Consider the following 16,213-nt stretch of genomic DNA (forward strand, 5'->3'; position numbering starts at 1 on the left):
GACGGGAGGCACCTGGGGCGAGCCCGGACCTCCCGTCGCGCGAATCTCCTCCCCTCGCTGCGCAGTGGCACGTCGCAGGCGCACCCGTCCCTGACGCGGCCCGCCCTCCACATCGTCGCTCCGCACCGGACCTCGCCCGGCCGCGACCCGTGCCGCGCCAGCCGACTCCGAGCCGCCCCAGCATGAGGGCATGGACATCCCAGCTGGCTCGACCACCACGCGGGCATCGCGCACACCCACGATCTCGTCCGCGCCGGCTTCAGCGTCTCGGCTTGCCGGGCGGCCGTCCAGGCACGCACCGTCCGGCGGATCCGGCGCAGCTGGCTGGCCACCACGCCCGCGCCCGAACTCGTGCGCGCGGCGGCATCAGGGGGCCGCGTCGCCTGCGTGTCGGCTGCGAGGCATCATGGCCTCTGGACGCTCGACGACGGCCGATTCCATCTCTCGGCCCCGCCGCACGCGGGTCGACTGACGCCCGGCGACGCGACCGCCCACTGGAATCGCGGCCCCGTCCCACGCGACCGCGACTCGCTCGTCGAGCCCGTTGCCGACGCCCTCTGGCATCTCGCCGACTGCCGCCCGTTCGAGGCGGCGCTCGCCACCTGGGAGTCCGCGGTCCGACGCGGAACGAGCATCGCCGTGCTCGCGCGGTTGCCGATGCAGACCCCGGCGATCCGGAAGCTGCTCATTGCCGCCACCGCCCTCTCGGACTCCGGCATCGAGTCGATCCCCGTGGCCCGACTCGCACGCATCGGCATCCTCGTCGCCCAGCAGGTCGTGATCGACGGTCGCCCGGTCGACGGACTCATCGGTGACCGACTCGTGCTCCAGATCGACGGGTACCGATTCCACCGCACTCCCGAGCAGCGCGGGCGCGACATCGAGGCGGACCGGAGGCTCCAGCTCATGGGGTACACGGTCTTCCGGCTCGATTACCACGACGTGCTCGCCGACTGGGATCGCGTCGAACTCGAGATCCGCATGGCCCTTGCCCAGGGCCTCCACCGGAGTGGAGCAGATTCGCGCGACGGGAGGAGCCCTGGTGCGAACCCGACCTCCCCTCGCGCGAATCTCCTCCGCTTGTGAAGGCGGGGCGATGGCGTAGGCGGGGCGGTCGCGTAAGCGGGGCGATGACGGGCCGGGGCGTTCGGATGCGGCGTCCGAGTCGCACGCGGATCCGGAACCTACTTGACGCTGCCCGCCGTGAGGCCGCCGACGAGTCGCTTCTCGATGAGCATGAACAGCACGACGACCGGCACGATCGCGACGACCGAGACGCCGAACACGTAGTGCCACGACGTCTCGTACTGGCCGACGAACTTCGTGAGCGCGACCGAGAGCGGCTGGTTGCCCGCGGTCGAGAGGATGACGAGCGAGGCCGCGAACTCGTTCCAGCACGCGACGAACGTGAAGACGATGGCCGTCACGATGCCCGGCCACACCAGCGGCAGCTGGATGCGGAAGAGCACCGTCAGCCGGCCCGCGCCGTCGATCTGCGCGGCCTCGTCGACCTCCTTCGGCACTCCGGCGAAGAACGAGTGCATGATCCAGACGGCGAACGAGAGGTTGAACGCCGCGTTGATGAGGATCATCGCCGCCCAGGTGTCGACGAGGTCGAGCGCCACGAACTGGCGGAACAGGCCCGACGTGAGCACCGCGGGCTGCAGCATCTGCGTGACGATCACCAGGAAGAGGAACAGCATGCGCCCGGGGAACAGGTAGCGGGCGGTGTAGTACGCCGCCGGCATGGCCACGAGCAGCACGAGCAGCGTCGCGAACACGGCGATCACGATCGTCGAGATGAGGTTCTGCACGAGGGGGGTCTCGGGTGTGGACCACATGGTGACGTAGTTCTCCCAGTGCCATTCCTGGGGGAAGTACGTCGGGTCGACCGAGCGGATCTGCGCCTTCGTCTTGACCGAGCCGAAGAACATGATCGTGTACGGCAGCACGAAGATCGCGAGCACCACGAGGCCGGCGAGCATGCGCAGCAGCACGCGGCCGAGCGGCACCTGGTCTTCCGTGTAGCGGCGCTTGCGCACCGTGCCCGATCCGCGGTCGGATGCCCCGTGGCCGGCGTCCGCGGCGAGCATGGCGCGAGTCTCGGTGACGGTCATGCTCAGACCTCCTTCATGGGCTTGACGACCCGCACGTAGACGGCGACGATCACGATGACGATGAGGAACGCGACGACCGAGAGGGCGCTCGCGACATCGATCTTGTGCTGGTTCTGGATGTACTTGAAGATCAGCGTCATGATCGTGTCGGCGTCGTAGCCGGGGATCGACCCGGTCATGACCTTCAGGATCGGCAGCGAGTTGAAGACGTTGATGATGTTGATGAGCACGGCCACGCTGAGCGCGCCGCGCAGCTGCGGCAGCACGATGCTGAAGTAGGTGCGGGCGGGGCCGGCGCCGTCCATCTTGGCGGCCTCGACGATGTCCCCGGGCACGGTCGCGAGGCCCGCGAGGATCGTGTACGTGGTGAACGGCAACGACACGAACACGGCGACCACGATCGACCAGGCGAAGGCCGTCTCGGGGTTGCGGGTCCAGCCGTATCCCTCCGGGGTGTCGACGAGGCCGACGTCGACGAGGAACTTGTTGATGATGCCGAAGTACGGCTCGAGGCCGTAGTAGACGACCATCGTCGTCATGACGACCGAGGCCGCCCACGGGATGATCACGGCGAGGCGCACGATGCGGCGCCCCGGGAACGCCTTGTTGAGGATCTGCGCGAGGCCGAGCGAGATGATGACGGTCGCTCCGACCACCACGACCACCCACACGATGGTGCGAGCGAAGATCGGCCAGAAGTACGGGAACGAGAAGACCTCGACGAAGTTGTCGAAGCCGACCGAGCCCCGGTCGACGCCCGACTGCGAGATGTCGCGCGTGGAGTTGAAGAACATGACGACGGCCGGGTAGAGCACGACGCCGAAGATCAGGATCAGCGCGGGGCCGATCCACGGCAGGGCCGACAGGACGTCGCGGCCGCCGCTGCGGGGCCACCTGGCAGGTGCGGGGCTGGAGCCGGCGCCCGATCCGGGGTCGGACCCGCCGGAGCGGGGGCGGCGCTCGGCCGCCCCCGCCTGGGTCGATGACACGTCTGACGTGGTGCTCATGAGTCGGTGGTCACCGATCCCTCCGGGTCGTGCTGGTCAGTGCTGGATGCGGGTGAGGATCAGCCCGCGTCGGCCTGCGCCTGGATCTCGGTGAGGACGTCCTGGGCCGGCTTCGTCTGCAGCTGCCCGAAGAGCGCCTTGAACGCGCCGTCGGTCGCCTGCCACTTGGGGTTGGTGCTCGGGTAGAACTGCGCGTCGGGCAGGACCTCGAGGAATGGCGCAAGCGCCTCCTCGGACGAGAGCTGCTCGGCGCCGGACTTCGTGACGGGCAGGAAGCCCTCGGCCTGCACCCACGGCACGTACACGTCGGCCGTGTAGTAGTAGTCGAAGAACTTCGTGATCGCGTCCTGCTTGTCGCCGTCGTTCTGGAAGGCCATGAGCTGGTCCATCACGCCGAGGGTGAACGGCGAACCGTCCTTCGTCGGGATGGGAACGATCGAGTAGTCGAGGTCGGGGTTGTTGTCCGCGATCTGGCCGACGGTCGGCGGGAGGCCGACCTGCATGCCGATCTTGCCCTGCACGAAGATGTCCATGAGCGGCGAGCGGTCGGTGGATCCTGCATCGGCCTGGGTTGCACCGGCATCGATCATCTTCTTGATCTGCTCGGCGCCCGGGAGGTTGGCCGGGTCGTCTACGGTGATCTCGGTCGCGTCGCCGAAGGTGCCGCCGCCGCCCCAGAGCCAGACGGCCGCCTCGGCCTGCGCCTCCTCGGAGCCGAGCGGCATGCCGTAGCCGGCGACGCCGCCGCCGAGCGCGGAGACCTTGGTGGCCGCGTCGAGCAGCTCGTCCCAGGTCGTGGGCGCCTCGACCCCGGCCTGCTCGAGCAGGGCGTTGTTCACGAAGAGCGCACGCGCCGAGGCGATGAGCGGCAGCGCGTACGCGGTGCCGTCGACCTCGGCGTTGGCGAGGAACGAGTCCTGGAAGTCGGAGTAGGTGTCGGCCGAGACCACGTCTTCGGCCGGGTAGAGCAGCCCGTCGGCGGCGAAGCCCGCGAACGCGCCGCCGTTGTAGATGTCGGGTGCCTCGCCCGCCTGGATCTTCGTGGCGAGAACGGACTCGAGGTTGTCCCACGACTGCACCTCGAGCTTGACGTCGATATCGGTGTTCTCGGCTTCGAAGCCGTCGATGACATCCTCCCAGAGACCCTGGGTGGCATCGGAGTAGCTCGGGACGAGCAGGTCGATCGTGGTCTTGCCCGACGCGCTGTCGTCGGAGCCTCCGCCGCCGAACCCGCACGACGCGAGCGTCAACGATGCTGTGGCTGCGAGGGCGACCGCTGCGCTGAGACGCAGTGACTTTTTCATGGATGCTTTCCTCACTCTGATGGGTGGTGCACCGGGTGTCGACGAGCGTTCACGCCACGGTGCGTGCGATCGGATCGAGCGACTTCGAGCACCTGACGGCGCCTAGAGTGCTTTTTCCTGAGCGTTTCTCCGAACAAACGAGCAGGTGCGTTCATCCGGTGCGGAAAACTTACGACCCCCGTCCGGCGGTCGTCAACCCCTTGGGAGTGATCGTTACCGATTTTGTTCAGAAACCTCACAAACCGCAAGCCTTGATCGGGTTCTTTCCAAACGCGCGTTTGATTGATCATTAGACACGCAGAGCAGTCATCTGCGATCATGTTGCCATCACGCTCGCATCGCGAGCCCGACGCCTCCGGGAGCAGAACACGTGACCTCCACGCCGAACCATCACTCCGCCGTGACCGCGCCCGCGGCGCACATGGCCGCCGAACTCGAGTCCCAGCCGCAGACCTGGGCCCGGGCGGCCGCGCTCACCGACGAGCAGCGCGCGCTGCCGGCGCCCGGCCTCCGCATCGCGGTGGTCGGCTGCGGCACGTCGTGGTTCATGGCGCAGTCCTATGCCTGGCTCCGCGAGTCGGGCGGCCACGGCGAGACCGACGCGTTCACGGCGTCGGAGGCGTTCGTCGACCGCGGCTACGACGCCGTCGTCGCGCTCACCCGATCCGGCACGACGACCGAGGTGCTCCAGCTCGTCGAGCACCTGCGCGGGCGCGTGCGCACGATCGGCGTGATCGGCGATCCGACGTCGCCCCTCGTCGACCTCGTCGACGAGGCGATCACGCTCCCCTTCGCCGACGAGCAGTCGGTCGTGCAGACCCGCTTCGCGACCACGGCGCTCGCCCTCTTCCGCGTCTCGCTCGGCGAGGGCCTCGAACGCGCGATCTCGGATGCCGAGGCGGCCCTCGCCGAAGACCTCGACCCAGGGCTGGTCGACGCGGAGCAGTACTCCTTCCTCGGCCAGGGCTGGTCGGTCGGCCTCGCGCACGAGGCCGCGCTCAAGATGCGCGAGGCTTCGCAGTCCTGGACCGAGTCCTACCCGTCGATGGAGTACCGCCACGGCCCCATCGCGATCGCCGCCCCGGGTCGGGTGACCTGGCAGTTCGGCGTGTCTCCAGTCGGCCTCGCCGACGACGTGCGCGCGACCGGCGCCCGCTTCGAGGCCGGCGGGCTCGACCCGATGGCCGAGCTGGTCCGCGCCCAGCGCGTCGCGCTCGCCCGTGCGCGCGCCCGCGGACTCGACCCCGACGCCCCGCGCAACCTCACCCGCTCCGTCATCCTCGACGCCTGACCATGACCGCCGACCCGCTCCACCTCGCGCTCGGCCCCGGGCCGGCCGTGCTCGCCTTCGACGTCGGCGGCACCGACACCAAGTCGGCGCTGATCGATCGCGACGGTCGGATCCTCGGGCTGCGGCGCACCGCGACGCCGATCGATCCGGCTGATCCGGCCGCCTCGGTCGTCGAGTCCCTCGCCGCGCTCTCCCGAGCCCACCTCGAGGAGCACCCGGGCGTACGGCCCTCCACGGCGGGGCTCAGCGTTCCCGGCATCGTCGACGAGGTCGACGGCATCGGCGTGTTCGCCTCGAACTTCGGCTGGCGCGACGCGCCCATCCGCTCGCTCGCCGAACAGGCGATCGGCCTGCCCGTCGCGTTCGGTCACGACGTGCGCGCGGCCGGCGAGGCCGAGCACCGGCTCGGCGCCGCGCGCGGGTACGACGACGTGGTCGTGCTCGCCATCGGCACGGGCATCGCCGGTTCGATCGTGCTCGCCGGGCACCCGCTCGCGAGCGGCGGCTTCGCGGGCGAGATCGGCCACATGCTGGCCGATCCGTCGGGCGAGCGCTGCGCGTGCGGCGCGATCGGATGCCTCGAGACGATCGCCTCGGCTGGCGCGATCGCCCGACGGTACGCCGAGGCGTCCGGCACCTCGGTCCCCGGCGCACGGGAAGTGCTCGCGGCCGCGGCGCGGGGCGACGCCGTCGCCGCAACCGTGTGGAACGAGGCGCTCGACGCCCTCGCCGACGCCCTCGCCAGGCTGACCGCGGCGATCGCCCCGCAGGCCGTCGTCATCGGCGGCGGGCTCTCCCAGGCGGGCGACGCCCTCTTCGACCCGCTGCGCGAGCGGCTCGACGCGAGGTTGAGCTTCCACCGCCGCCCCGCGCTCGTGCGCGCACGCCTCGGCGACGACGCCGGGCTGCTCGGCACGGCCCTGGCCGCACGCGACCTCGTGTCGGGCGGCAGCCGCGAGGACCGCGCATGATCGTCACCGTGACGCCGAATCCGGCGCTCGACCTCACCTGGCACGTCGACGGGCTGAGGCCGGGCGAGACGCATCGCGTGCCGGCCGGCGCCACCCGCGCCGGGGGCAAGGGCATCAACGTCGCCCGCGTGCTGCACGAGCAGGGGGTTCCCGTGCTCGCCCTCACGACGTTCGGCGGGGCGGCGGGCAGCGAGTTCGCGGCGGACCTCGCGGTCGGCGGCGTGCCGCACCGCCTCGTGCCGGTCGGCGGCGCCACCCGCCGCAGCGTCGCCATCGTCGACACGGATGCCGCGCACACCGCCGTGCTCAACGAACGCGGGGCGGCGCTCACCGACGCCGAGGCCGACGCGCTCGACGCGGTCGCCGTCGAGGCCGCGACCGCCGCGGCCGCCGCCTCGGCCGCGCGCGCCGCCCGCCGCCGCGACGTGGCCGTGATCTCTGGGAGCCTGCCTCCCGGGTACGGTCCCGAGCGCATCGGGGGCCTCGTGCACCGGCTCGGGCAGACGGGCGCCCGCGTCGTCGTCGACACGAGCGGCCCCGCACTGCTCGAGGCGGCGCGTGCCGGGGCGTACGCGCTGAAGCCGAACGCCGAGGAGCTCGCGGCCGCCACGGGCATCACCGATCCCGAGGAGGGCGCCCTCCTGCTGCTCGACCTCGGCGCGACCCTGGTCATGGTCTCGCAGGGCGGCGACGGCCTCATGCTCGTGAGCCGTGCCGAGCAGAGGCGCCCCGTCAGGGCCCGCCTGCCCAGGGTGCTCCGCGGCAACGCGACCGGCGCGGGCGACGCCGCGGTGGCCGCCCTCGCGGCGGGCCTCGCCGCTCCCCTGCCCTTCGACGCCGACATCGCGCCGGCTGCAGCGGCTCGCCGCTCGCTCGTGCGGCGCGCAGTCGCGTGGTCCGCCTCGGCGGTGCTCGTGCCTGTCGCCGGCTCGCTCGCCCCGGAGCACGAGGCGCTCGAGCGCGAGGTCCTGGTCGACCCGGCGCCAGCCAAGCCCCTCCAGCCCGACACGACGGCCCACCGCTCCCCCGAGAACGCCGAGGAACCCGCATGACGCTCGCCCCCACCCGACGCCTGCTCGACGAGGCGGTCGCCGCACGGCGAGGCCTCGGCGCCTTCAACGTGCTGCACCTCGAGACCGCCGAGGCGCTCGTCGACGCCGCCGAGCGCACCGGCCTGCCCGTCGTGCTGCAGCTGTCGGAGAACTGCGTACGGTTCCACCGCGGGCTCGAACCGATCGCCCGCGCGACGCTCGCCGTCGCCGACGCGTCGAGCGCGCAGGTCGCCGTGCACCTCGACCACGCGGAGGACGAGGCCCTCGCCCTGCGCGCGATCGACCTCGGATTCGGGTCGGTCATGTACGACGGCGCCAAGCTCCCGTTTGCGCAGAACGTCGCGGCCACCCGGCGGATCGTCGCCCGCGCCGCGGCATCCGACGTGCTCGTGGAGGCCGAGCTCGGCGAGATCGGCGGCAAGGACGGCGCCCACGCGCCCGGCGTGCGCACCGACCCCGACGAGGCGGCGAGGTTCGTCGGCGAGACCGGCGTCGGCGCGCTCGCGGTCGCGGTTGGCTCCTCGCACGCGATGACGGAGCGCGTGGCCGCGATCGACCTCGACCTCATCGCACGGCTCCGGGACGCCGTGCCCGTGCCGCTGGTGCTGCACGGATCGTCGGGCGTCTCCGACGAGCTCATCGTCTCGGGCATCCGCTCCGGCCTGGTGAAGGTCAACGTCTCGACGCACCTGAACGCGCAGTTCACGGCGGCGATCCGCGCCTTCCTCGACGCGAACCCGTCGGCCGTAGACTCGCGGAAGTACCTCGCCGCCGGGCGCGACGCGATCTCCCGAGAGGCGGCACGCCTGCTCGAACTCTTCGGATCCGCCGGAAAGGAACCCAACGGATGAACCGTGCCGAGCGTCTCAGCGCAGTGCTCGACCTGCTGGCCGAGAGCAGCCAGGTCGAGGTCGACCAGATCGTCGATCGGCTCGGCGTCTCGCCCGCGACCGCCCGACGCGACCTCGACGCGCTCGCGCAGCAGCAACTGCTCACGAGGACGCGAGGCGGTGCGGTCGCCCACTCCGTGGCGTACGACCTGCCGCTGCGGTACAAGAACCAGCAGAACCCCGATGCGAAGGCCGCGATCGCGCGCGCCGCGAGCGCGCTCGTGCCGCGCGGCGCCGTCATCGGCCTCTGCGGCGGCACGACCTCGACCGCGATCGCCGACGCGCTCATGGCCAGGGCCGACATCATGGAGCCAGCGCCCGACCCGGGCCTCACGGTGGTCACCAACGCGCTGAACATCGCGATGCAGCTGTCGGTGCGCCCGCAGATCAAGACCGTCGTCACCGGCGGCGTCGTACACCCCCGCTCGTACGAGCTCGTCGGCTCCTACGTCGACGCCGTGCTCGGCAACATCACGCTCGACCTCGCGTTCATCGGCGTGAACGGCATCGACGCGATCGTCGGGCCCACCTCGCACGACGAGCGCGAGGCGGCGGTCAACACGCTCATGGCGTCACGGGCGGCGCATGCGGTCATCGTGACCGACTCGTCGAAGATCGACAAGCGGGCCTTCGCCGCGATCGGACCGCGTCGCCTCTTCACGACGATCATCACCGACGAGGGTGCGACGCTCGAGCAGCGCCAGCGCCTCGGCGAGCACGGCTACGACGTTATCGTTGCCTCGTGAGCTCTGGCACGACCGTCATCCATTCCGCGCGCCTCGTGCGCCCTGCCGGCACCGTCGACGACGCCTGGGTGCGCTTCGAGGGTGATCGCATCGCCGCCGTCGGCACGGGCGGCGACTGGGCCGACCCTTCGGCGAGCGCGGGCGCTCCCGATCAGGTGACGGATGCCGCGGGGCGGCTGCTCGCGCCGGGGTTCATCGACCTGCACTGCCACGGGGCCGGCGGCGCCGCCGCCGACGAGGGGCCCGAGGCCGTCGAGCGGATCCTCGCGGTGCACTCCGCCCACGGCACGACCCGCACGGTGCTCTCGCTCGTGACGGCCTCGATCGACGGCCTCGTCTCCCAGGTGCGGATGCTCGCCGAGGTCGCCGCGCGCGACCCCCGCGTGCTCGGCTCACACCTCGAGGGCCCGTTCCTCGACCACGAGTTCCGCGGCGCGCACGATCCCGCCCTGCTCCGGGCGGCCGATGCGGCATCCGTCGACCGCCTGCTCGAGGCCGCGGCCGGCACGCTCAGGCAGGTCACGATCGCGCCGGAGCACGACGGCGCGTCCGACGCGATCGCCCGGTTCGTCGAGGCCGGCGTCCGCGTCGCGGTCGGCCACACGGGCGCCGACTTCGAGACGGCCCTCGCCGCGTTCGAGGCAGGTGCGTCGCTGCTGACGCACGCGTTCAACGGCATGCGCGGCATCCACCACCGCATGCCCGGGCCCGTCGTCGCGGCCATGCACGCGCCGCACGTGACGCTCGAACTCATCAACGACGGCGTGCACGTGCATCCCGACGTTGTCCGGCTGGCATTCGCCGGCGCGCCGGGGCGCGTGGCGCTCATCACCGACGCCATGGCCGCGACCGGATCGGCCGACGGCCGCTACATCCTGGGCTCGCTCGAGGTCGACGTGCTCGACGGGGTCGCGAGGCTCGTGGACGGCGGATCGATCGCGGGCTCGACCCTGACGCTCGACGTGGCGCTGCAGCGCGCCGTCGCGGTGAGCGGACTCCCCCTCGAGACGGCGGTCGCGGCGCTCACCGAGGTGCCGGCAGCCGCGATCGGTCGAGCGCACGACCTCGGTCGCCTCGACGTCGGCTATGCCGCCGACGCCGTGCTGCTCTCGGACGACCTCGCGGTCGAGCAGGTGTGGGGCGCGGGCGTCCGCCTGTCCTGAGCGACCCCTCGCGCGCGACGACCCGGCCGAGCCGTCCGCTTGAGCGGATCCGCAGGTGTGTTCCCCTTCACCTCCGGACCCGCTCTGGGCGATCGCACCGTCGCCCCCGCGACGAACCGACCGAGCCGGGCGACCGATGCCGGGTTGGGGCCCGGTTCCGGTCGTCCGAAGGGCTCCCTGCGGTCGCCCTCACTACAGAAGACGACGGAGAACCGGATTCATGACGCCGGTTTCGAGGAAATCTGAGAAAATACTGCGACCCGTGCTGAACCGCGTCATGATCCGCCCGACGATGCGTCCCTCAGTCGAAGGCCCATAGCCCCGCAGACACCCGAAGGAGGCGGCATGGCACGCCCGCGCCCCGAGCCCTCCGCCGACGTCGCGCTCATCGACCGCGTACGCACGGGCGACCGCACCGCGTACGGGGAGCTCTGGCAGCGCCATGCGGGCGCGGCGCGCACCGTCGCGCGCTCGTACAGTTCGCTCGACCCCGACGATCTCGTGTCGGAGTCGTTCACCCGCATCTACGACATGCTGCTCGCCGGAGGCGGGCCGCAGGGGGCGTTCAGGCCCTACCTGTTCACGACGATCCGCAACACGGCCGCGAGCTGGGGTCGCGCACGCCACGAGACGAACCTCGAGACCCTCGAGTCCTTCGAAGACCCGACCACGACGGAGTCCGCGACCCTCGACGCCCTCGATCGCTCGACGACCGCGCGGGCGTTCCGATCGCTGCCGACCCGCTGGCAGGAGGTGCTCTGGTACTCGGAGGTCGAGGGGATGACCCCCCAGCAGATCGCCCCGCTCGTCGGCATGAGCGCCAACAGCACGGCGGCCCTCGCCTATCGGGCACGCGAGGGGCTCAGGCAGGCCTGGATCCGCGCCCACCTCCGCGACGCCGAGACCGAGCCCGCGTGCGGGTGGAGCATCGAGCGCCTCGGCACCTACTCGCGCGGCAAGCTCGGCGCCCGTGACACCGCACGGCTCGAGGACCACCTCGACGGATGCGCGAAGTGCACCATCATCGCGGCCGAGGCGCGCGAGGTCGGATCCCGCCTCGCCCTCGTGCTGCTGCCCCTCGCGGCCGGACTCGGCGGAGCCACCGCCTACTCCGCCTGGCTGTCGCAGGGCGCCCCGGTCGCGGACTTCGCGCTCGGCGCAGGCGGCGCCGGCCTCGCGGGCACCGGCACCGCTTCGGGCGCGTCCGGTGCATCCGGCGCCTCCGGCGGGACTTCCAGTGCTTCCGGCGTGGGCGGTGCCAGCGGGACGGGCACCGGCGCGGCAGGAACCGGCACTGGCGCCGCAGCCGGGTCGTCGGCGGCCGTCGCCGGTTCGAGCGCGGCCGCTGCCGGTGTCAGCGGCGTCGCGATCGGCAGCGGCATCGGCGTGCTCGCCCTCGCCGCAGCCGCGGTCGCCGCTGCCGTGGTGATCGCGCCGAACCTCGTTCCGGCCGCACCGGCCGCGGCTCCGCCTGCCGCTGCGGCGGAGGCACCGGCGACGTCGCCCTCCGACCCGTCGAGCGCAGCGCCTCCCGCCGTTCCGCCCGCACCCGCGCCGCTGACGCCCGCGCCGGTCGTCGCCCCCGATCCGATCCCGATCCCCGGGCTCTCGCCCGTCGAGCCAACGGCGCCGATCGTCACCGATCCGACGACACCCGCACCTCCGAGCCCGGCACCGGTCGACCCCGTCGACCCGGTCGATCCCGTCGATCCCGTCGACCCCGTCGACCCCGTCGACCCGGTAGACCCGGTAGACCCGGTCGATCCCGTCGACCCGGTCGATCCCGTCGATCCCGTCGACCCCGTAGACCCCGTCGACCCGGTAGACCCCGTCGATGTCGTCGCCCTGCCGCCGGTCGTGGCCGAGCCCGACACCGCCGGCGGGCTCGTCGACCCGATCCTGTCGGGCACCGCCGAACCGGGCGCGAGCATCAACGTCACCGCGGGCGACAGGGCGTGGACCACCACGGCCTCCCCCGACGGTGCGTGGTCGCTCGCGGTCGAGGGCCTGCCCGCCGCGACCACGCCGCTCGCCGTCGTGCAGACCGACGTGGCCGGCAACGTGTCAGAGGCGACCGTCGTCGACGTCGTGCTGACGAGCCCGCAGCTCCTGCTCACGTGGGATCGGTTCCGCTGGCGCGGCTCGTACGAGGGTCGACCGAACGCCGTCGTGCGGGTCGACCTCGGCGGGTGGTTCACGACCGACGTGCGCCTCGACGCGAACGGCCGCGCCGCGGCATCCGGCACCCTGCTGGCCCTCATCTCCGACTTCGTCGACGTGACCGTGCGCTACGTGGCCGACGGCCGCTCCGGCCCGGCCGCCGCCGTGACGAAGGCCGGCTGAGTCACGGCTACGCTGGGCGGATGACCACCGATGCCACGCCCGACCGCCTGAACCACTGGGTCCTCACGCTCAGCTGCGTCGACTCGCCCGGCATCGTGCACGCCATCAGCGGGGCGATCGTGGCCGCCCGCGGCAACATCACCGAGAGCCAGCAGTTCGCGAGCACCGAGACGGGCAGCTTCTTCATGCGGGTGCAAGTCGAGTCGCCCGCCCAGCGCGCCGAGTTCGAGGCGGCGCTCGAGCCGGTCACGAGCCGGTGGCAGATGACCTGGGAGCTCGACGAGGTCGGCCGGCCGCTGCGCACGCTCGTGCTCGCCTCGACCGCCGGGCACTGCGTGAACGACCTGCTCTTCCGCCAGCGCGCCGGGCAGCTGCCCGTCGAGATCCCGCTGGTGCTCTCGAACCACGGCACCCTGCGCGACCTCGTCGACTTCTACGGCGTGCCGTTCGAGGCATCCGCCGTGACGAACCCAGACGAGAAGGCCGCGTTCGAGTCGCGCGTGCTCGAGGCGGTCGACGCCCACGACATCGAGCTCGTGGTGCTCGCGCGGTACATGCAGATCCTCTCGCCCGAGCTCTGCGAGGCGCTCGCGGGCCGGTGCATCAACATCCACCACTCGTTCCTGCCCGGCTTCAAGGGGGCGAATCCGTACCGTCAGGCGCACGCTCGAGGCGTGAAGCTCATCGGCGCGACCGCCCACTTCGTCACGAGCGACCTCGACGAGGGTCCGATCATCGAGCAGAACGTCGTGCGCGTCGACCACTCCCGCTCGGTGTCCGAGCTCGTCGCGATCGGGCAGGACGAAGAGAGCCGCACCCTCAGCCAGGCGGTGAAGTGGTTCGCCGAGCGCCGCGTGCTGCTTGACGGCGCGCGCACCATCATCTTCCGCTGACCGCGCCGACGACGGCGCACGGGGTTCGCCCGGCCAGCCGGGCAGCACCCAGCCTCATGACCCGATCCGTCGGTCGCTCGGGCGGGCGGATGCCGCGGGCGGGCCGGCCCCGCTCGACACCGTTCGAGGCGGTTGCACTCCCTCCGGCGAAGTAGGCTGGTCTCCCGTGAGCAGTGCACTCCCCCAGCCCCAGCCCAAGATCGGCCCGAACGACATCCTCCGCTTCCTGCTGGAGCTGTTCGCGTTCGTGAGCCTCGGCATCTGGGGCTTCATGTCGTTCCCCCTGCCGTGGCCCGGCGTGCTCATCGGGCTCGGCGCGCCGGCGCTCGCGATCCTGGCCTGGGCGCTCTTCCTGTCGCCGAAATCGGTCTTCCGCATCGACGTGTTCGGCCGGGCGATCGTCGAGATCGTCGTCTTCACGACGGTCGCGCTCGCCTGGTGGATGCTCGGGCAGCCCGTCGTGGCGATCGTGTTCGCCGTCGTCGCGGCCGTGAGCGGCATCCTGCACGGGCGGAGCCAGCTGGCCGACTGAACGGCCCGAGACCGCACGCACGAGGCCCCCGGCATCCGTTCTCCGGATACCGGGGGCCTTCGTCATGCAGCCAGCACGAGGCGTGCCGTGCAGGCGCTGCGGTCAGACCGCGACCGCCGCCTCCGCATCGGGTTCGGCGCCGCCCGCGGTGCGGAAGTGGCCGACGACCGAGAGCAGGAGCCCGCCGAGCGCCCACGCGCCGAGCACGAGCCAGGGGAACGACGTGTCGGCGTCGGGGAAGTACGAGAGGTCGCGGAGCAGGGTCGCCGCGGCGCCCGGCGGGAACCACTGGCCGACCTCGCCCCACGGGGCGAGCAGGAACTCCTTCGGCACGGCGGCCGCCGAGAGGGGGTTCGCGAACAGCAGCATGACGACGGGCCCGAACGCGATGCCGGCGCGGCCGATGAGTGCGACGAGGCCGGTGATCGGGGCGGCGATCGCGATCAGCGTGAGGCCGATCGCGGCGGCGTTCGCCCAGTAGTCGCCCTGCAGCGAGCCGAACCAGCCGCCGAGCACCCAGCCGAGCAGCAGTCCGCCGCCGGCGCCGTACACGATCACGGCTGCGACGCGGCGGAGTGCGCCGATGACGACGAGCGAGACCGCGATGCCGCCGATCATGCCGCCGAGCACGAGCGGGAACATCGCCGTGGCGATGCCGGTGCCGCGCGCATCGGTGTCGGCGAGCGGCACGACGTCGGTCACGGCGACCACGATCGTGTCGGGGGCGGGCGCGCCGGCGGCGGCTGCGGCGGCCTGCGCCTGCGCGTTGACGCCCTCCTGGAGCGTCTCCGCGACCCCGGTGAGCATCTGGGCGACCGCGAGGCTTCCGCCCGACGCGATGAGCACCTCGGGCTGCTCGCCCAGGATGATCGCGCCGTAGACGTCTCGCTGCTCGATCGCGTCGACGGCCGCGTCGCGATCGTCGACGGTCTCGAGGGCGATGGCGCCGTCGGCTTTCTCGTCGATGGCCTCGGTCGCCGCGGTGACGGCCCGCTCGGGGCCGGCGATCGCGACCGGCAGGTCCTTCGGATCGATCGTGACGGTCGGCCACGAGAATGCGAGCACGAGCACGCCCACGAGCGCCACGAGCCCGAGGGCGAGGCCCACGACCCGGGCGATCGGCGTGTGCGCCGACGTTGCATCCGGATGCGACATGATTCCTCCAATAAAAACGAATATTCGTTCTTTATTGTGAACGGAGCTCGTATGCTTGTCAAGAACGCTCGTTCGGTTTCACCCTCGGGCGGCTCGACCGAGCGGTCCGAGGGGAGCAGAGATGCCGAAGGTCACCGACGAGTACCGTGCGGCTCGACGCGACGAGATCATCGACGCCGCGCTGAAGAGCTTCGCCGAGCGCGGCATGCAGCGCACCTCGATGGCCGACATCATCGAGGCGTCGGGGCTCTCGGCGGGGGCGATCTACGGGCACTTCGCCGGCAAGAAGGAGCTCTTCGCGGCGGTCGCAGAGCGCGTGCTCGATTCACGCAGCGCCGAGATCGCCGAACTCGGCCGAGCCGGCAAGACCCCCTCGCCGGGAGAGCTCATGGCGTCGCTCCTCGGCGGCATGAGCCGGGAGCCGTTCGCCCACATCGTGGTGCAGCTCTGGGGCGACGCCGCCGTCGACCCAGAGATCCGTGCGATCGTGCAGGGGGTCTTCTCCCGCCTTCGCGGGATCCTCGAGTCAGGCCTGCACGCCTGGGCTGCGGCGAACCCCGAGCAGGTCGAGGGCGACCCGTCGGAATGGGCGCGGCGGGCCGCACCGGTCGTGCTCGGCCTCGGGCCGGGATTCCTGCTGCAGCGAGCCGTCATCGACGACTTCGACGGCGAGTCCTACCTCGCGATGGTCCCGCTCCTGCTTCCCCGCTGACCGAGGTCCGCCGTGGCGGCGCCGCGGGTCGGATGCC

At 71.9% G+C, this 16,213-nt stretch carries 15 protein-coding genes; 11 read left to right on the forward strand and 4 right to left on the reverse strand.

The window, feature by feature from the left end; translation table 11 throughout:
- Positions 1 to 387 precede the first annotated feature (387 nt).
- Complete coding sequence (locus ACFVS8_RS10295; protein ID WP_387061226.1) at positions 388 to 1,086, forward strand: endonuclease domain-containing protein; 699 nt, start codon at positions 388 to 390, stop codon at positions 1,084 to 1,086.
- 98 nt (positions 1,087 to 1,184) lie between these two features.
- On the opposite strand, the gene ACFVS8_RS10300 is transcribed toward ACFVS8_RS10295, so the two are convergent.
- From ACFVS8_RS10300 to ACFVS8_RS10310, 3 genes are read right to left on the reverse strand one after another with little or no spacing between them, the layout of a single operon-like run.
- A complete protein-coding gene (locus tag ACFVS8_RS10300) occupies positions 1,185 to 2,117 on the reverse strand; it encodes a carbohydrate ABC transporter permease (protein ID WP_387061229.1) in 933 nt (310 codons plus the stop codon).
- 2 nt (positions 2,118 to 2,119) lie between these two features.
- Entirely contained in the window at positions 2,120 to 3,124 is a 1,005-nt protein-coding gene (locus ACFVS8_RS10305; protein ID WP_387061232.1) for a carbohydrate ABC transporter permease, read from the reverse strand.
- A 59-nt stretch (positions 3,125 to 3,183) separates the two neighbouring features.
- The gene (locus tag ACFVS8_RS10310) at positions 3,184 to 4,428 is read right to left on the reverse strand and encodes an extracellular solute-binding protein (protein WP_387061235.1); all 1,245 of its coding nucleotides are present in this window, start codon (positions 4,426 to 4,428) and stop codon (positions 3,184 to 3,186) included.
- Between the two features lie 421 nt (positions 4,429 to 4,849).
- Here ACFVS8_RS10310 and ACFVS8_RS10315 point away from each other — a divergent pair, with 421 nt between their 5' ends.
- The 9 genes from ACFVS8_RS10315 (at position 4,850) to ACFVS8_RS10355 (ending at position 14,309) form a co-directional block, all read left to right on the forward strand.
- Positions 4,850 to 5,719, forward strand: coding sequence for an SIS domain-containing protein (locus ACFVS8_RS10315; protein WP_387062592.1), 870 nt, complete (start codon positions 4,850 to 4,852; stop codon positions 5,717 to 5,719).
- Between the two features lie 2 nt (positions 5,720 to 5,721).
- Positions 5,722 to 6,690 (forward strand): ROK family protein, encoded by a 969-nt coding sequence (locus tag ACFVS8_RS10320; RefSeq protein WP_387061239.1) that lies wholly within the window; start codon positions 5,722 to 5,724, stop codon positions 6,688 to 6,690.
- Positions 6,687 to 7,742 (forward strand): 1-phosphofructokinase family hexose kinase, encoded by a 1,056-nt coding sequence (locus ACFVS8_RS10325; RefSeq protein ID WP_387061243.1) that lies wholly within the window; start codon positions 6,687 to 6,689, stop codon positions 7,740 to 7,742. The genes ACFVS8_RS10320 and ACFVS8_RS10325 overlap by 4 nt, the downstream gene beginning before the upstream one ends.
- Positions 7,739 to 8,593 carry a class II fructose-bisphosphate aldolase gene (locus tag ACFVS8_RS10330; protein WP_387061246.1) on the forward strand — a complete coding sequence of 285 codons (855 nt, stop codon included), beginning with the start codon at positions 7,739 to 7,741 and terminating at the stop codon, positions 8,591 to 8,593. Before ACFVS8_RS10325 ends, ACFVS8_RS10330 begins: the two co-directional genes overlap by 4 nt.
- Positions 8,590 to 9,378 (forward strand): DeoR/GlpR family DNA-binding transcription regulator, encoded by a 789-nt coding sequence (locus tag ACFVS8_RS10335; protein ID WP_387061249.1) that lies wholly within the window; start codon positions 8,590 to 8,592, stop codon positions 9,376 to 9,378. The genes ACFVS8_RS10330 and ACFVS8_RS10335 overlap by 4 nt, the downstream gene beginning before the upstream one ends.
- Entirely contained in the window at positions 9,375 to 10,541 is a 1,167-nt protein-coding gene (nagA, locus tag ACFVS8_RS10340; RefSeq protein ID WP_387061252.1) for an N-acetylglucosamine-6-phosphate deacetylase, read from the forward strand. The genes ACFVS8_RS10335 and nagA overlap by 4 nt, the downstream gene beginning before the upstream one ends.
- A 345-nt stretch (positions 10,542 to 10,886) precedes the next feature.
- Positions 10,887 to 12,884: a sigma-70 family RNA polymerase sigma factor gene (locus ACFVS8_RS10345; RefSeq protein ID WP_387061255.1), complete on the forward strand. Its 1,998-nt coding sequence runs from the start codon at positions 10,887 to 10,889 to the stop codon at positions 12,882 to 12,884.
- A gap of 20 nt (positions 12,885 to 12,904) precedes the next feature.
- Positions 12,905 to 13,777, forward strand: coding sequence for a formyltetrahydrofolate deformylase (purU, locus tag ACFVS8_RS10350; RefSeq protein ID WP_387061258.1), 873 nt, complete (start codon positions 12,905 to 12,907; stop codon positions 13,775 to 13,777).
- A gap of 166 nt (positions 13,778 to 13,943) precedes the next feature.
- Positions 13,944 to 14,309: a YrdB family protein gene (locus ACFVS8_RS10355; RefSeq protein WP_387061260.1), complete on the forward strand. Its 366-nt coding sequence runs from the start codon at positions 13,944 to 13,946 to the stop codon at positions 14,307 to 14,309.
- Between the two features lie 102 nt (positions 14,310 to 14,411).
- Here the strand turns inward: ACFVS8_RS10355 and ACFVS8_RS10360 are convergent, their stop codons facing one another.
- Positions 14,412 to 15,464, reverse strand: coding sequence for a hypothetical protein (locus ACFVS8_RS10360; RefSeq protein WP_387061263.1), 1,053 nt, complete (start codon positions 15,462 to 15,464; stop codon positions 14,412 to 14,414).
- A 121-nt stretch (positions 15,465 to 15,585) separates the two neighbouring features.
- Here ACFVS8_RS10360 and ACFVS8_RS10365 point away from each other — a divergent pair, with 121 nt between their 5' ends.
- On the forward strand, positions 15,586 to 16,176 hold the full coding sequence (locus tag ACFVS8_RS10365; RefSeq protein WP_387061266.1) for a TetR/AcrR family transcriptional regulator: 591 nt from the start codon (positions 15,586 to 15,588) through the stop codon (positions 16,174 to 16,176).
- Positions 16,177 to 16,213: the final 37 nt, after the last annotated feature.

This window comes from Agromyces sp. NPDC058110, assembly GCF_042884735.1.
In the GTDB taxonomy this organism is placed as follows: Bacteria; Actinomycetota; Actinomycetes; order Actinomycetales; family Microbacteriaceae; genus Agromyces.

Excerpts from the sequence above, each read along its gene's own strand:
- ACFVS8_RS10315 (WP_387062592.1), top strand. The coding sequence starts at position 4,850 with ATGGCCGCCGAACTCGAGTCCCAGCCGCAGACCTGGGCCCGGGCGGCC.
- ACFVS8_RS10305 (WP_387061232.1), bottom strand. The coding sequence starts at position 3,124 with ATGAGCACCACGTCAGACGTGTCATCGACCCAGGCGGGGGCGGCCGAG.
- ACFVS8_RS10330 (WP_387061246.1), top strand. The coding sequence starts at position 7,739 with ATGACGCTCGCCCCCACCCGACGCCTGCTCGACGAGGCGGTCGCCGCA.
- ACFVS8_RS10320 (WP_387061239.1), top strand. The coding sequence starts at position 5,722 with ATGACCGCCGACCCGCTCCACCTCGCGCTCGGCCCCGGGCCGGCCGTG.
- ACFVS8_RS10310 (WP_387061235.1), bottom strand. The coding sequence starts at position 4,428 with ATGAAAAAGTCACTGCGTCTCAGCGCAGCGGTCGCCCTCGCAGCCACA.
- ACFVS8_RS10335 (WP_387061249.1), top strand. The coding sequence starts at position 8,590 with ATGAACCGTGCCGAGCGTCTCAGCGCAGTGCTCGACCTGCTGGCCGAG.
- ACFVS8_RS10365 (WP_387061266.1), top strand. The coding sequence starts at position 15,586 with ATGCCGAAGGTCACCGACGAGTACCGTGCGGCTCGACGCGACGAGATC.
- ACFVS8_RS10345 (WP_387061255.1), top strand. The coding sequence starts at position 10,887 with ATGGCACGCCCGCGCCCCGAGCCCTCCGCCGACGTCGCGCTCATCGAC.
- ACFVS8_RS10360 (WP_387061263.1), bottom strand. The coding sequence starts at position 15,464 with ATGTCGCATCCGGATGCAACGTCGGCGCACACGCCGATCGCCCGGGTC.
- ACFVS8_RS10300 (WP_387061229.1), bottom strand. The coding sequence starts at position 2,117 with ATGACCGTCACCGAGACTCGCGCCATGCTCGCCGCGGACGCCGGCCAC.
- ACFVS8_RS10325 (WP_387061243.1), top strand. The coding sequence starts at position 6,687 with ATGATCGTCACCGTGACGCCGAATCCGGCGCTCGACCTCACCTGGCAC.
- purU (WP_387061258.1), top strand. The coding sequence starts at position 12,905 with ATGACCACCGATGCCACGCCCGACCGCCTGAACCACTGGGTCCTCACG.